Source organism: Pedobacter terrae (genome assembly GCF_900100705.1).
Classification (GTDB): Bacteria; Bacteroidota; Bacteroidia; order Sphingobacteriales; family Sphingobacteriaceae; genus Pedobacter; species Pedobacter terrae.
Genome location: NZ_FNCH01000013.1, coordinates 87,165 through 102,801, shown reverse-complemented (window position 1 = coordinate 102,801; position 15,637 = coordinate 87,165). Strand labels below are relative to the sequence as shown.

The window sequence follows — 15,637 nt, the reverse complement described above, 5'->3', positions numbered from 1 at the left end:
TATGAAGTATAACCCTTTAATACATCATCGAAAATCGATCAGGTTAAAGGGTTACGACTATTCAAAAGCGGGAGCCTATTTTATTACCATTTGCTGTGAAGATAGAATCAATAGATTTGGAAAAGTTGTAGCTGACGAGATGATCTTAAATCAGTCTGGAACTATCGCTTACAAAGAATGGATTAATTTAGCGGATAGATTTCCAAATTTTGAACTTGATGTATTTCAGATTATGCCAAATCACATGCATGGCATCATCGTCTTATCAGATCGAACTACTGTCGGGGCGACCCCTGCGGTCGCCCAAGAAGAAAGCGAGTTAAACAGTACGACCGCAAGGGTCGCCCCGACAATTGCTGAAATCGTCGGAGCTTACAAATCAATTGTTTCAAATGCATGCCTGCAGTTGTTCAAATCACACAATAAAACAATGGGAAAGCTCTGGCAGCGTAATTATTACGAACACATCATTCGTGATGAAAGAACACACAATAACATCTCGAACTATATTGTAAATAATCCCAGTAAGTGGAATGAGGATAAGTTTCATTGAAAACAAAAATCCCTTTTCTTTAACAGAAAGAGGATTATGTCTATTTCTTTTTAATAAAAGCCAGCGCAGTAATCATCACGAGTCCTAATCCAGATGCAATCATATAATTATTGGCATGATCAAGATGATATATTTTTGCTATGGGTCCGGCTAAAAACAAGCCGATTCCCAGTATCATAATCGCTTTCCTCATCAATTAAACCGGTAGCCTATTTAATTCAATATCATCTGGTGTAACGAAAATTAACGGAACTTTCTCTACATCAACATAACTGCTATCCAAACCAAAACTTCGCTCTTCAGATAAACTTAATTTCTTCAGGATAAAATAGTAATCCATAATCTGTCTCTCATAGAAACTCAATTTGGTAAACTTCGATAAATGTTTCTCCAACAGTACAAACCTAAAATCGCCGGCAATTTTATGTTTGTTTAAAGAGGTATACTGACTGGTAATATCGATTTCCCCATTTTTTACCAATTCTTCAACTACTTTACGGTATAATAAATTCACGCGTTGCTCAATCCTGAAGCCCAACCTAAAGTCGATCCTGATTAGCTTACCTGGAATCAGGAATTCAACTTTATAATCTAGAGTGTAAGGCTCATCCATTACGTCAACATGCACCAACCAATACACGTCAGCTCGTTTCGGCTCTTTTTGAATAATGGAATAAATAATTTTCGATTCAATTTCCGTTTTAAAATTGGCGCTGGTTAGATAAACCAACTGTGAAGAGTATTTCGGAACAGATTCATCACTGCTCAGTTCGGTTAAAATCTGGTAGTAATCTTCAATTTCGACATATTTAACAAAACGGTTTTTAATTTTACGGGCCACAAACCAACTCCACATCACCGTAAATAAGAAAGAACCGATCAATACCGTTACCCAACCGCCGTGCAAAAATTTGGTTAAATTACTAATCAAAAACGTACCCTCAATAATCACGTAAGTAAAAAAGAATAAGGCTATTAGATATTTTGGAAACCGCCTGCTTCTCAAATAAAAACTCACCAGAATGGTGGTCATTAACATGGCTATGGTGATAGATAAACCATAAGCTGCATCCATTCGCTCTGCTTTTTGAAACAAGAATACAATACCACAGCAACCAATCCATAACATCCAGTTGATTGAAGGAACATATAATTGGCCTTTTGAAACAGATGGATAAATAATTTTAATTTTAGGCCAAAGGTTCAAACGTACCGCCTCTGCAATTAAGGTAAAAGAGCCACTAATTAAAGCCTGACTGGCAATTACTGCGGCCATTGTAGCCAGCATAACCATCGGGATCTGAAACTGGTCGGGAACGATCTGGAAAAATGGATTCATTTTTGCCCCGGGAACATAATCCCCACGATTCTGTAAAATCCAAACGCCCTGCCCTAAATAGTTTAAGATAAGCGTAAGTTTCACAAAAATCCAACTGATTCTAATGTTATTTCTTCCACAGTGACCAAGGTCAGAATATAAAGCCTCTGCCCCTGTAGTACATAAAAATACTCCACCCAGAATTAAAAACGCCAGTTTATTGGTCACCAATAAATGGATGGCATAGTAAGGATTAAATGCTTTGAGAATGCTAAAATCTTTGATCACAAAAGATACTCCAACTACACCCAGTACCGCAAACCAAACAAACATTACTGGACCAAATAGTTTGCCTACCATGTTGGTACCAAACTGCTGAATAATAAATAGAATGGTTAAAATAGTAATTACAATTGGAATAACCGGCACCTCAAACTTACTGGTAAGTCCTTCAATGGCTGATGTTACCGTAATACTGGGCGTAATAATACCATCAGCAAGTAAGGCACAGCCGCCTACAACCGCTGGAACCACTAGCCACTTAGCTTTTTTGCGCACCAAAGAGAATAACGAGAAAATACCACCCTCACCTTTATTATCAGCCCTTAGGGTAATAATCACATACTTAACAGTAGTTTGTAGGGTTAATGTCCAAATGATGCAGGATAAAACACCCAAAACATTTGTTGGATTGATATCCTGTTTTCCACCTAAAATTGTGGTAAAAATTGCATTTAGAGTATACAGGGGTGATGTACCAATGTCACCGAACACAATTCCTAAGCTAATTAGAACACCGCCGGCGGTTAACGCGTTGACATTTTTATGATTTGACACTTCGTTGATATTTTAGTGCGGCAAAAGTAAACTAACTATAACAATTTAACAACCAAATTATTGTGTATTTTTGACACTATCGAAATTAAATTTTATTGTTAAATTGTGTTAAATTATGGGTTTTAAACAAAATGTTTAATTTCTTTGTTTTAAATTAATACATTTGCTATACCAATTTGATGAAACTCTACACTAGGATAACGTTACTCACAAAACTTGCCTGCACATTGTGCATTGTTTTGTTGTGCAGCGTAAATTCTTGGTCGCAACAAACTGATAGCATTCACATTAGCTTAAAAAGCAGAACAAAAAAAACCAGTCGAATTCCTGAAATTAAAGCTAATATTACGCCCTACAAACCTCTTTTTATGACGGTAGGCGGTTCGGGCATGTTCGGTACTTCTTCTACATCTTCTACAGTTCCTAAAACTGCAACAGTTGTACCGAAAGATAAACTGTTAAGCATCATCAAAATATATCCTAATCCGGTAGAAGACCAGTTAAATATTATTCTAGCTATTGGAAAAGATGGCACCCAAACAACGATTAAAATTATCGATTTATTGGGAAATGAAGTAGCAACACTTTTAAACGAACGTTTAAATGCAGGTGAGCTTACCAAAAACTTTGTTGTTCCTAATAGAATTAACCCAGGCATTTACTTTTTAAGGGTTATTGCAGGTTCAGAAAGCCAGGTAAAACGGATCTCAGTTTTATAACACCACTTTTCTTTTCTATTTTTGATTGATGCGGAGTTAATCCTCCCATTTATTTTCTCATATATTATAATTAAGAATGAAAATCATCGCCATTGGCAGAAATTATGCAGAGCACGCAAAAGAACTGAATAACCCGGTTCCAACTAGTCCGGTAATTTTCCTGAAGCCAGATACAGCCGTATTAAAAGACAATAAACCTTTTTACCTTCCCGATTTTTCTGATGATGTGCATTATGAACTTGAGGTAGTACTAAAAATCTGCAAAGAAGGTAAACATATTGCTGAAAAGTTTGCAGCTAATTATTATGATGAAGTGGGCTTAGGTATCGATTTTACCGCACGTGATATCCAGGCAAAACACAAAGAAAAAGGGCTGCCATGGGAGCTTGCCAAGGCTTTCGACAATTCAGCCCCGATCAGTATTTTTTTGCCTAAAAGCGATTACGAAGATCTTTACAATTTAAATTTCGAGTTAAAGATAAATGGCGAGCGCCGCCAGATTGGTCATACTAAAGATTTGTTATTCTCGTTCGAAAAGATAATCAGCTTTGTTTCTCAATATATCACTTTAAAAAAAGGCGATTTAATTTTTACCGGAACGCCTCAGGGTGTTGGAAAAATAAATAAAGGCGACAAACTGGAGGCCTGGTTAGAAGGAAAGCAACTTTTAAATTTTGATGTAAAATAACGAATGATTAAAAACCCGATCCAATACAAGTTAAAATTTTCCATTTCAATTTGCCTTTTAACCCTTTCAACTTTTGCTCAGGCACAACAGATTTTCAGTAACAATAAATATCCGATTACCGATTTCAGACAGCCACTAGATATTACTCCACCTGCCCTTGCAGGCTCTTTTGGCGAAATCAGGGGCAATCACTTTCATTCTGGCATCGATTTCAGAACCAATCAGCGCGAAGGTTATCCTGTTTATGCGGTTGCTGACGGGTATGTTTCGAGGTTAAGGGTGCAAAACAGCGGTTTTGGACAGGCGCTATATATCAATCACCCCAATGGTTTTACCACGGTTTATGGCCACTTGCAGCGCTTTTCACCAAAAATTGCCACAATTGTTAAAAATCTTGAATATGAAAAAAAATCATTTGAGATCGATGAATTTCCCGATGCCACATTAATTCCTGTACATAAAGGCGAAATTATTGCCTGGTCTGGTAACCGTGGCAGCTCTGGCGGTCCACATCTACATTTCGAAATCAGGGATACCAAAACTGAAGAAACTATCAATCCGCAGTTTTTTGGGATCATTATCCCCGATAATATCCCTCCCGTTATCCACGGATTGTATGTATATCGTTTAAATGGTAAAACTTTTAATGAAAATACACCAAAACAGTCCATTGGCATTAGTGGAGCAAATGGTAGTTATAAAACCATTGCACCAATCAGCTTAACCGGGGAGGTTGGTTTTGGCATCGTGGTAACTGATAGACATAATGGCTTATCAGGCACTAACGGCGTATATTCTATTCAATTAGAGGTTGACGGCAAAAAAGTATACACTTCAGCCCTTGAACGTTTTGCTTTCGAAAACAGTAAAGCAATTAATTCGCATATCGATTATCCTACCTACTTAAATACGAAAAGAAGTATCCAGAAAAGTTTTGTTGAAGCTGGCAACCCTTTAAAAATTTATAGTGGTTTGGTAAATAATGGCAAAATCAATTTCAACGATGGTGCCTCACACCAGCTTCGCTATATCGTTACCGATTCGAAAGGAAACGTTTCTACTCTTCCTTTTACGGTAAATGCAGGGTTAGCAACTCTTACAGCGCCAGTTGTTCCTACCGGAATAATTTATCCATACAATAAAGTAAATGAGTTTAATACCGATGACATTAAGGTAGTTTTCCCGCTCGGCACATTGTATAGCGATTTAAACTTCACTTATAAAAAATTGCCTAAACCCGCAGGTAATGCCTGGTCGGCTGTTCATCAAATCCACAACAGATATACGCCATTGCATATCGGATTCGATATCTCAATCAAAGCTGATAACCTACCTGAAAATCTCCGGAGTAAAGCATTGATTGTCAATTCAAATGGCTCATCACAGGGTGGATATTATGATAATGGCTTTATAAAAGCAACACCAAAAAACTTTGGTAGTTTTCACATTGCAGTTGATACTATTGCTCCACGGATTTCCCCCATCAACATTACCGAAGGAAAAAACATGGCTGGTTTATCTAAAATGATTTTTAAAATCAGCGATAATTTATCGGGCATTAGAAGCTTTAACGGTTACATGGATGGCAAATGGATATTAATGGAATTTGATGCCAAAACTGCAACACTTTGGCACAGTTTCGATGAAAGAACTCCATCGGGCAAACATTCTTTTGAATTGGTCGTTACAGATATGAAAGAAAACACAAAACGATACCCGATACATTTTTCCAAATAAGTGGTAAAAATGTTTTAAAATGTCATCTTTTAAATTCCTGCGAACAGGATAGTAATTTAAACTGTTTACTTTGCAGCATTAATTAATAGATCAAAGAACAAAAAATTCAATCATTTTATATATGGCAGAATTAAAAGAAGGTGATCAGGCACCTGCAATTACATCAAAAGATCAAAATGGAAACGAGGTTTCGTTGAGTGATTATAAAGGCAAAACAGTGGTACTTTATTTTTATCCAAAAGACGATACCCCGGGCTGTACTGCGGAAGCTGTTGATTTTAGAGACAACTATCAAGGTTTACAAGCCAAAGGTATTGTGGTTTTAGGCGTTAGCGTAGATGATGAAAAATCGCACCAAAAATTTGTAACCAAACATAGCCTGCCATTCACCCTGCTGGCAGATACAGACCAGAAAATCGTAAGTGATTATGGCGTTTGGGCAGAAAAAAACATGTACGGTAAAAAATATATGGGTACGGTTCGCACCACCTTTATCATAGATGGCGAAGGAAAAATTATCCATATCATCAAAAAAGTTGACACCAAAAATTCAACACAACAAGTACTCAATTTAATCAATAACTAATTATGATATAGCGGGTAAAATATTAACTTTGCTATACAACAACCTCTTATTTTAATGAAACATACAATTAAAGAGCTAGAAGATATTGCCTCTCAAATCCGAAGAGATATCGTAAGAATGGTTCACGGATGTCAATCTGGCCACCCAGGTGGGTCGTTGGGTTGTGCCGATTTTTTTACTGCTTTATATTTTGAAGTCTTAAACCACAAGAAAGATTTCTCTATGGACGGTATTGGCGAAGATTTATTCTTCTTGTCTAATGGACACATTTCTCCGGTTTGGTACAGTACGCTGGCACATGCAGGTTATTTTGATAAAAGTGAATTGGCAACTTTCCGTAAACTGGATTCAAGATTACAAGGACACCCAACAACTCACGAACATTTACCAGGAATCCGTGTAGCTTCAGGCTCATTAGGTCAGGGGATGTCGGTAGCTATTGGTGCTGCTTTAACCAAAAGGTTAAACAACGATAATTCTTATGTTTTTACCTTACATGGTGACGGTGAATTACAGGAGGGCCAAAACTGGGAAGCGGCAATGTTTGCTCCTTTCCACGAGTTAGACCGCTTAATCTGCAGCGTTGACTATAACGGTCAGCAGATTGATGGCCCTACCAAGAAAGTACTTGCGTTAGATAGCTTACAAGCGAAATTCGAGGCTTTTGGATGGCATGTCATCAATACTGATGGTAATGACATGCAATCGATCGTTGAAGGTTTACATTATGCTAAAACCCTAACCGGAAAAGGTAAACCAATCTTAAATTTAATGAGCACACAAATGGGTGCTGGTGTAGATTATATGATGGGTTCACACAAATGGCACGGTACAGCGCCAAATGATGAGCAATTAGCAACAGCTTTAGCGCAATTACCAGAGACTTTAGGGGATTACTAGCCCCCTACCCCCTAAAGGGGGAGTAAATAATTTTTAATTTTAACTACAAATAAAGCCCCTTTAGGGGTTTGGGGTATGAAAAAATATACATATACAGAAAAAAAAGATACACGTTCGGGTTTTGGAGCTGGCTTACATGAAGCTGGAAAGAAAAACGACAATGTGGTTGCCTTGTGTGCTGATTTAGTTGGATCGCTTAAAATGGATGCTTTTATTAAAGATTTTCCGGAGCGCTTTACACAAGTTGGTATTGCAGAAGCCAATATGATCGGTATTGCTGCAGGTATGACCATTGGTGGTAAAATTCCTTTTACCGGTACTTTTGCCAACTTCTCTACTGGCCGTGTTTACGATCAGATCCGTCAATCAGTAGCTTATTCTAACAAAAATGTTAAAATCTGTGCATCTCACGCCGGATTAACCTTAGGTGAAGATGGTGCGACACACCAGATCTTAGAAGATATCGGCTTAATGAAAATGTTACCAGGGATGGTAGTCATCAATCCTTGCGATTATAACCAGACTAAAGCTGCAACTATGGCCATTGCCGAGTATGAAGGCCCGGTTTATTTACGTTTTGGCCGTCCGGTAATCCCTGTATTCACAGATCCGGATCAAAAATTTGAGATTGGTAAAGCCTGGATGGTTAACGAAGGAACTGATGTGACCATTATTGCTACAGGCCACATGGTTTGGAAAGCAATTGAGGCTGGTGAGAAATTAGCTGAACTGGGTATTGATGCTGAAATCATCAACATCCATACCATTAAACCCCTGGACGACGAGGCCATCTTAAAATCGGTTAAAAAAACCGGATGTGTGGTTACTTGCGAAGAGCATAACAAATTCGGCGGATTGGGCGAAAGCGTAGCACGTTTGTTAACAACTGAACTACCAACTCCGCAAGAGTTTGTAGCCACTAACGATACTTTCGGCGAAAGCGGAACTCCAGATCAATTAATGTCTAAATATGGCTTAGATGCCGTAAACATTGTTGAAGCAGTTCAAAAAGTAATGGGCAGAAAGAAATAGATTTGATTAATTAGATATGAGAAATTAGATGTGAGATTAGAGACACACTGTGCCTAGCTAATCTTATGTCTAATGTCTCATATCTCCATTCTCACATCTCAAATCTATATATAATGAAACAAGTTGAAGATTCAGAAATTCTTGCCATGTTTGCCGTTCAGCAATCACGTAATGAAGCTTTTAACCTGTTGCTAAAAAAATACCAGCAAAAAATATACTGGCATATCCGCAGGCTGGTTTTAAACCACGATGACTGCGATGATCTTTTGCAAGAAGTATTTGTTAAGGTCTGGAAAAACCTCGATAAATTTAGAAGTGATTCCCAGCTCTACACCTGGATTTACCGCATCGCGACCAACGAATCGATTACTTTCTTAAATAAACAAAAGCAGCGTAACAATACCCCTTTAGATGAAGTATCATCTGAACTCGCCGATAACCTGGTAGCTTCATCCTATTTTAATGGCGATAAGCTCGAGCTTAAACTGCAAAAAGCAATCCTCACCTTACCGGAGAAACAACGGATTATTTTCAATATGAAATATTTTGATGATATGAAATATGAAGAAATTTCGGAGGTATTGGGAACCTCAGTTGGTGCGTTAAAAGCATCCTTTCATATTGCCGCAAAAAAAATTGAAGCTTTTATTACAAATGATGAGGTAGACTATTAAACCTTTTCACTTTAATTGTATCATATATCTGTGATGAACGAAAATATAGAAAATAACGATTGGATGAACGAGGCTCCTGCACTTGCGGCTCTGGAGAAACGCAATCCTTTCTCCGTTCCCGATGGATATTTTGAAAATAGTGATGAGGCCATTTTTTCTGCTGTATTCCTCGATGGCTTGAAACAGAAAACAAGTGATGATAATTTTGAAGTTCCGCAGCATTATTTTGATAATTTAGCAGAACGCATACAAACCCAGATTGTCCTCTCTGAAATGCCTAAGGCAGAAAAGGCTTTCGCTGTGCCAGAGAATTACTTTGACACACTGCAAAGTAGAATTGCCGATAAAATTGCAACCACATCCGAACCACGTAAAGAAGCTAAAGTTATTCCTTTATGGAGAAGAAACATTGTTAAATATGTGAGTGCAGCCTGCTTTTTATTAATGGCCTCATATGGCATTTATTTTTACCAAAACGGATCGGTTTCAGTTGCTCAGCCATCATCGTCTGCGGAGGCCATAGTAAACGAACAATTATTGTATGATATTGACGAAAATACCATCATAGATCATTTAGAAACACAAAACACGACCTCATCTAATATAAAAACAACTTCCGCGTCAGATACGGAAATGGAAAATTACATTTTGAGCAATTTCTCTTCAAGCGATTTAGCTCAGGAGCTAAATAATTAATATAGAAATGAAGAATTTAATTTTTGTTGCTTTGATGTTTTTATTACCCTCTACCCTATTGGCACAAAGATCAAGGGGAGAAGAAATAGAATCGCTTAAAATAGCCTTTTTCACTCAAAAACTGGATTTATCGCCAGAAGAGGCTAAGATTTTCTGGCCAATTTATAACGACATGCAGGCTGAACAAAATGCACTGCGTAATGAACGCAGGCAGAAAATGATCTCTTTCAGAAAAACGACTGAAATAGATAATCTAAGCGATGCACAGGTACAAAGTTTAATTACCAGCGAATTTGAGTTCAAGCAAAAAGATCTTAATCTTGATAAAAAATATTACAACAAACTCAAAGCGGTATTGCCGATAAAAATTGTTGGAAAGTTTTACCGGGCACAGGAAGGTTTCAAACGTGAATTACTCAACAGGTTTAAAAGCGGCCAAAAGCCATAAAGAAAACGACTTACAGCAATGTAGGTCTTTTTTGTTTTAAAGCACTCTTTCATTTCCGTACTTTTGTGCCATGCTTACCCAACGTCAGTTGTTTTTACAACACAATGCACAAACCTCCCCTGAACCACTTATGCTCGAATTTGTAAGGGCAAAAGGAATCTATATTTACGATGCGCAGGATAAAAAACACATCGATCTTATTGCCGGCATCGGTGTAAGTAATGTTGGCCATTGCCATCCTGCAGTAGTGAAAGCCATTCAAAATCAGGCAGAAACCTATATGCACCTGATGGTTTATGGCGAATATGTTCAAACACCACAGGTAAATTTTGCGAAAGCGCTTGCCGAAATCTTACCGCAAAGCTTAAGCTGTACCTACTTTTTAAACTCCGGAACCGAAGCTGTAGAAGGCGCCATGAAACTGGCTAAAAGGTATACTGGCCGCAAAGGTTTTATCGCCTGCAAAAATGCTTACCATGGCAGTACGCAGGGTGCAGAGAGTTTAATGGAAAGTGATTTTTATTCGGTTGGTTATGGTCCATTCCTGCCTCATGTGAGTTTTATTGAACATAACAACCTTGCTGATCTCGAAAAAATTACTTCAGACATTGCTGCTGTTTTTATTGAGCCCATACAAGGCGAAGCCGGAATTAGGGTAGCTGATTTAAGTTATATGCAGGCCTTAAGGGCAAAATGTAGCGAAACCGGGACATTATTAATTTTCGACGAAATACAATCAGGTTTTGGTCGCAGTGGTAAAATGTTTGCTTTTGAACATTATCAGATTGTACCGGATGTGCTGTTATTGGCAAAAGGAATTGGTGGAGGAATGCCAATAGGTGCTTTTATCAGTTCGTTAGAAATCATGTCGGTATTATCACATACACCAATCTTGGGTCATATGACTACATTTGGAGGTCATCCTGTTTGCTGTGCAGCCGGATTGGCGACTTTACGCACCTTAGTTGATGATCATATTGTTGAGGAAGTGGAAGAAAAAGGCCAGTTGTTTAAACAGCTTTTAAAACATCCGGCCATTAAAGAAATCAGGGGTAAAGGTTTGATGCTCGCCGTGGAGTTTGAAAATTTCGAGGTCAATAAAAAAATTATCGATGCCTGTATTCTAGATGGCGTGTTGTCTGACTGGTTTTTACATTGCAGCAATTCTATGCGAATAGCCCCTCCGCTAATTATTACGAAAGAAGAAATTAAAGAAGCTTGCGAGACCATCTTAAAAAACATTAACTTAGTTGCAGGGTAAACGCAAAGCGCATGGCGGTAAAACATTAAAATAAAGTTAGCTCAAATGAATGTATTAATCGTTGAAGATGAAAAAAGCCTGGCGCTTGAAATGGATGAATTCTTGGGTAAAGAAGGATTTATTGTAGAGCACGCCTGGAAAAAATCTTCTGCTGAAGAAAAAATATTTGTAAATAATTACGATTTCATTTTATTAGACCTGGGCTTGCCTGATGGCGATGGTTTCGATGTTTTGAAGCAGCTGAAGGCCATGAAAAACCGTGATGATGCTGTAATTATTTTAACTGCCCGTAGCGCTGTCGATGACCGGATTAAAGGTCTTGACGAAGGTGCAGATGATTATTTGCCAAAACCATTTTCGCTAAATGAACTTTTAGCGCGTATGCATGCCATTACGCGGAGAAAACACAAATTAGAGAAAAACGAAGTCAACATTCACAACTTCTTGCTCAACATCCAGAATAGAACTGTTTCTTATGGGGAGGAAAGATTAAATCTTACGAAAAAAGAGTTCGAAATATTTAACTATTTAGTGTTGAACAAAAACCGTGTGGTATCGAGAATGAGTTTAACGGAACACGTTTGGGGAGATATTTTAGAAGTCAATTCTGATTCAAACTTTGTGGACGTACACGTAAAAAACCTTCGAAAAAAACTCGCGGGAGTTACACCAATAGATTGGTTTGAGACCGTAAGAAGTATAGGTTACAGGATTAACTGTTAGTGAGTTTTAGGGTTGGGCGTTTGGCGCTTAGCGTAAATTAAGCAGTTAACCCAACGATAACTAAACCTTCATCCACCTTACATCAAATCATCCATCTAAATGAAGTTACAGGTTAAGTTTTCTTTATACAATGCCGTAACCAAAGTGGCTATCATATTGGTATTGGGTGCGATCATTCTATTTTCATTAGATAGATTGGCTTACAACCAGCTTGATAACCGTTTGATTAAAAAGAAGAACAAAATTATCAAGCATTTAGATGATAATGAGATTGATAGTCTTTTAAATAAAGAACAATCTTTCACCGACTATAATATTTTAAAGGAAGAATTTATTGTATTAACAGTCCTTCCTGATCATCAAAAAGATTCTACTGCAAAGGTATTTACCGAAAAAAGAGAGATTGAGGGTGACATTGAAGTATATCGCATTTTAAACTATAAATTTTCTTATCATAAAAATTGGTACAACCTGGAGATCGGAGAAACCATGACAACGCTTCAGTCTATTAAAAATTCGATCCGCTTTTACATGCTGATTGTACTTGTTGCCGCACTGTTTATTACCCTGGTGGCCGACTATACCTTCTCTAACTTTTTACTGAGACCATTTTACCGCATTATTGATAAAAAGATTAACCTGGTAGATGATCCTACGCATTATAATTACCAGAACATCCCCACCAGCACCAGCGATTTTAAAATTCTAGATAATAGCATAAACTCGTTAATGCGTAAGATAAATACACTTTTCGCTTTAGAAAAGCAGTTTATTGCTAATGTTTCGCATGAGTTACTTACCCCTATTTCGATTTTAAGCACTCGATTTGAAAATATGCTCAATACACCAGACATTCCTGTCGAGCATGAAAATAAAATCTATGCCTCATTAAAAACCCTGAACCGTTTAAAGCTGATTATCAATAGTTTGTTACTCATTTCAAAAGTTGAAAATAACCAGTATCTAAAAACAGAAGAAATTAGCCTCAAACATGAAATAGATGACATATATGAAGATCTGGAGGATCGAATAGCGGATAAAAACATCAGTTATAGCGCGAAGTTTTCAAGAGACTTCCACTTTATGGGAAACAAAGCACTGATCCACACGCTTTTGATCAACATCATCAACAATGCAATTAAATACAATGTTGATAACGGAACCATTTCCATAACTGATAAAACAGAGAACGAAAAATATATCCTCACCATTAGCGATACCGGAACGGGTATGAGCGCCGCATTGGTTGAAAATGCTTTCGATCGTTTTAAAAGGGGTAATTCTGAAGAAAATGGCTTTGGTTTGGGCCTGGCTATTGTACAAAGTATTGCCAGATTTCATAAAATAGATGTTGATATTAAATCTGAAGAGCACAAGGGAACTAGTATTTCCTTATCTTTTTAAAATGAAATTCACCTGATAAGCTGATAGAAACTGCATCATTACAAATTTGTACCTTTGCAGATCATGCCTGAACCAAGTTATTTAAAGCGTTTTCCTTATTTCGCTGTAATCTTATTATTCTTTTTTGTTTCCAGCTCAAAGGCTCAGAAAACAGTAGAAATGCAGGATTCTGTGGCTCAGCATATCTTTACTTTTAAAGAAATTGAGGTGCTGGAAGATGCAGGCGACCGATACACTTTCGACGAGATTAAGAGTCCTGCATTTGATCAAAAATTTAAAGCAAGTTTAACCAGTACGCCACAGACCAAACAGCTTAACAAAACCTATTGGTTCAGGATTAAAATTAAGCAGAACGATAAAGCAGATAAACCTTTTCTACTGGAATTTTTCGATCAAACTATTGATCACATTACGGCTTACATTCCGCAGGCCAACCACAATTACAAGATAGCGCAGTTGGGTGATGGCAACAATTTTGATAAACGACTGATCCACCATAAAAACTTCGAAATTCCTTTGCAAAACGAAGGAAATGAAACGCAGACTTATTATTTCAAGACTAATTCCTCTCAAATTGCAGATATTATTATTGTATTGCGAACCACTGAGTGGTTTATTTCTTACGCTTTAGATGAGTATTTCTATTTTGGTATTTTTTATGGAATGATTCTGGTTTTCAGTTTTTACAACCTGATTATGTTTATTGCCATCAGGCAAAAGCAATACCTCTATTATGTACTCTATAATTTAAGCGTTGGCTTTTTCGAAATGAGCACAGATGGCATTGCCTATCAGTATTTATGGCCCAATGCCCCCGGCTGGAATCAGGTTGCTTATGCTTTTGCGCTGTGTGCCACCAGTGTTTTTGCATTGCTTTTTACCCGTGAACTTTTATATGTTAAGGCAAAGGCTCCAAAATTAAATCAGTTCATTATCAGCATCATTGTTTGCCGTATTATCTTTTTTATTTATTGTTATCTGTTCGATCAGACGCTATTTAGCTATAAATTTATCGAGGCTGTTCCCTTAGCTGTTGCCTTTTTTACCGGCATTTACATTTACAAAAAAGGCTATCAACCTGCCCGTTTCTTTGTATTGGGTTACAGCTTTTTATTTGCGGGCTTTACATTAAAGTTCTTAATTATGCTGGGCATTGGCTGGCTAAATTTCGGCGCCATCAGTTATTACAGTCTGAGTTTCTGTTTTGTACTCGAAATGATCTTTCTATCTTTTGCCATAGGTGATAAAGTGCGGATCCTTAAAGTGAAAAAGGATAAAGCGCAGCAGAAGATCATCAGGCAGATGGCTGTAAATGCCAAACTGAAAGACAGCATTAATGAGGAGCTTGAGCGCAAAGTGGGAGAGCGCACCCGCGAGGTTTACCATAAATCATTAATCATCGAGAGCAAAAACCAGGCTTTGGAGGAAGCCAATGCACTGTTACAACAACAGGCAGAAGAAATTTCTCGAATGAACGTACTGTTGGAGCATGATAATGAAGAGCTGCAAACCAGTGTAGAAAAGGTAACCAGAGATCGCGTGATGTCTACCGAGGTAGATTTTGAAGAGTTCAGCAAAATTTATCCTGACAAAGAAACCTGTTATGAGTTTTTGGCCCAATTAAAATGGAGCAATGGTTACCACTGCCGTAAATGCAGTAATGATCATTATTTTGCAGGGCACATTCTGCACAGCCGCCGTTGCAGTAAATGCGGTTATGAAGAATCAGTAACTACCTATACCATTTTTCATAATACCCGTATCCCGATCAACAAAGCATTTTATATGATCTTTCTGATTTACTCTTCAAAAGGAAAAATCTCTTCTCATAAACTATCGGAATTACTTTCTATTAGGCAAAGTACCTGCTGGACATTCGGCTCACGCATAAAAAAAGTAATGGACGACCGGAAGAAAACCCTGAAAAAATCAGCCAAAAACGGCTGGAGTCAGCTAGTAATTGAGTAAATACGCCCTTTAATCCGTCACAAATTTGTTTGTTTTAAACTTTTTTCCATAAAAAGGCAAGGGTATTTAAGCGTATCAAACTACAACCGCATA

Annotated in this window: 15 protein-coding genes; 14 read left to right on the top strand and 1 reads right to left on the bottom strand. The window is 37.6% G+C overall.

Features of this window, described 5'->3' with window-relative positions; genetic code table 11:
* Position 1 precedes the first annotated feature (1 nt).
* Positions 2-553 carry a transposase gene (locus tag BLR60_RS16570; RefSeq protein ID WP_090501811.1) on the top strand — a complete coding sequence of 184 codons (552 nt, stop codon included), beginning with the start codon at positions 2-4 and terminating at the stop codon, positions 551-553.
* A 196-nt stretch (positions 554-749) separates the two neighbouring features.
* On the opposite strand, the gene BLR60_RS16565 is transcribed toward BLR60_RS16570, so the two are convergent.
* Entirely contained in the window at positions 750-2,708 is a 1,959-nt protein-coding gene (locus BLR60_RS16565; RefSeq protein ID WP_090501809.1) for a KUP/HAK/KT family potassium transporter, read from the bottom strand.
* A 179-nt stretch (positions 2,709-2,887) separates the two neighbouring features.
* Between BLR60_RS16565 and BLR60_RS16560 the strand changes: the two genes are divergently transcribed.
* The 13 genes from BLR60_RS16560 (at position 2,888) to BLR60_RS16500 (ending at position 15,544) form a co-directional block, all read left to right on the top strand.
* Complete coding sequence (locus tag BLR60_RS16560; RefSeq protein WP_090501807.1) at positions 2,888-3,427, top strand: T9SS type A sorting domain-containing protein; 540 nt, start codon at positions 2,888-2,890, stop codon at positions 3,425-3,427.
* A gap of 76 nt (positions 3,428-3,503) precedes the next feature.
* A complete protein-coding gene (locus tag BLR60_RS16555) occupies positions 3,504-4,115 on the top strand; it encodes a fumarylacetoacetate hydrolase family protein (protein WP_090501805.1) in 612 nt (203 codons plus the stop codon).
* 3 nt (positions 4,116-4,118) lie between these two features.
* On the top strand, positions 4,119-5,852 hold the full coding sequence (locus BLR60_RS16550) for a M23 family metallopeptidase (RefSeq protein ID WP_090501803.1): 1,734 nt from the start codon (positions 4,119-4,121) through the stop codon (positions 5,850-5,852).
* 121 nt (positions 5,853-5,973) lie between these two features.
* A complete protein-coding gene (gene bcp, locus BLR60_RS16545; protein WP_090501801.1) occupies positions 5,974-6,438 on the top strand; it encodes a thioredoxin-dependent thiol peroxidase in 465 nt (154 codons plus the stop codon).
* A gap of 54 nt (positions 6,439-6,492) precedes the next feature.
* Positions 6,493-7,338: a transketolase gene (locus BLR60_RS16540; RefSeq protein WP_090501799.1), complete on the top strand. Its 846-nt coding sequence runs from the start codon at positions 6,493-6,495 to the stop codon at positions 7,336-7,338.
* A gap of 75 nt (positions 7,339-7,413) precedes the next feature.
* Positions 7,414-8,370 (top strand): transketolase family protein, encoded by a 957-nt coding sequence (locus BLR60_RS16535; RefSeq protein WP_090501797.1) that lies wholly within the window; start codon positions 7,414-7,416, stop codon positions 8,368-8,370.
* Positions 8,371-8,483: 113 nt separating this feature from the next.
* The gene (locus BLR60_RS16530) at positions 8,484-9,044 is read left to right on the top strand and encodes an RNA polymerase sigma factor (protein WP_090501795.1); all 561 of its coding nucleotides are present in this window, start codon (positions 8,484-8,486) and stop codon (positions 9,042-9,044) included.
* Positions 9,045-9,077: 33 nt separating this feature from the next.
* The gene (locus BLR60_RS16525; protein WP_090501793.1) at positions 9,078-9,740 is read left to right on the top strand and encodes a hypothetical protein; all 663 of its coding nucleotides are present in this window, start codon (positions 9,078-9,080) and stop codon (positions 9,738-9,740) included.
* Positions 9,741-9,747: 7 nt separating this feature from the next.
* Positions 9,748-10,188: a hypothetical protein gene (locus BLR60_RS16520; protein ID WP_090501792.1), complete on the top strand. Its 441-nt coding sequence runs from the start codon at positions 9,748-9,750 to the stop codon at positions 10,186-10,188.
* A 70-nt stretch (positions 10,189-10,258) separates the two neighbouring features.
* Entirely contained in the window at positions 10,259-11,449 is a 1,191-nt protein-coding gene (locus BLR60_RS16515; protein ID WP_167354768.1) for an aspartate aminotransferase family protein, read from the top strand.
* A 45-nt stretch (positions 11,450-11,494) separates the two neighbouring features.
* Positions 11,495-12,172, top strand: coding sequence for a response regulator transcription factor (locus BLR60_RS16510; protein ID WP_090501790.1), 678 nt, complete (start codon positions 11,495-11,497; stop codon positions 12,170-12,172).
* A 99-nt stretch (positions 12,173-12,271) separates the two neighbouring features.
* Positions 12,272-13,576, top strand: a complete 1,305-nt coding sequence (locus BLR60_RS16505; RefSeq protein WP_090501788.1) for a sensor histidine kinase — start codon at positions 12,272-12,274, stop codon at positions 13,574-13,576.
* Positions 13,577-13,639: 63 nt separating this feature from the next.
* Positions 13,640-15,544, top strand: a complete 1,905-nt coding sequence (locus BLR60_RS16500) for a 7TM diverse intracellular signaling domain-containing protein (protein WP_090501786.1) — start codon at positions 13,640-13,642, stop codon at positions 15,542-15,544.
* The last annotated feature ends 93 nt before the right edge of the window (positions 15,545-15,637 follow it).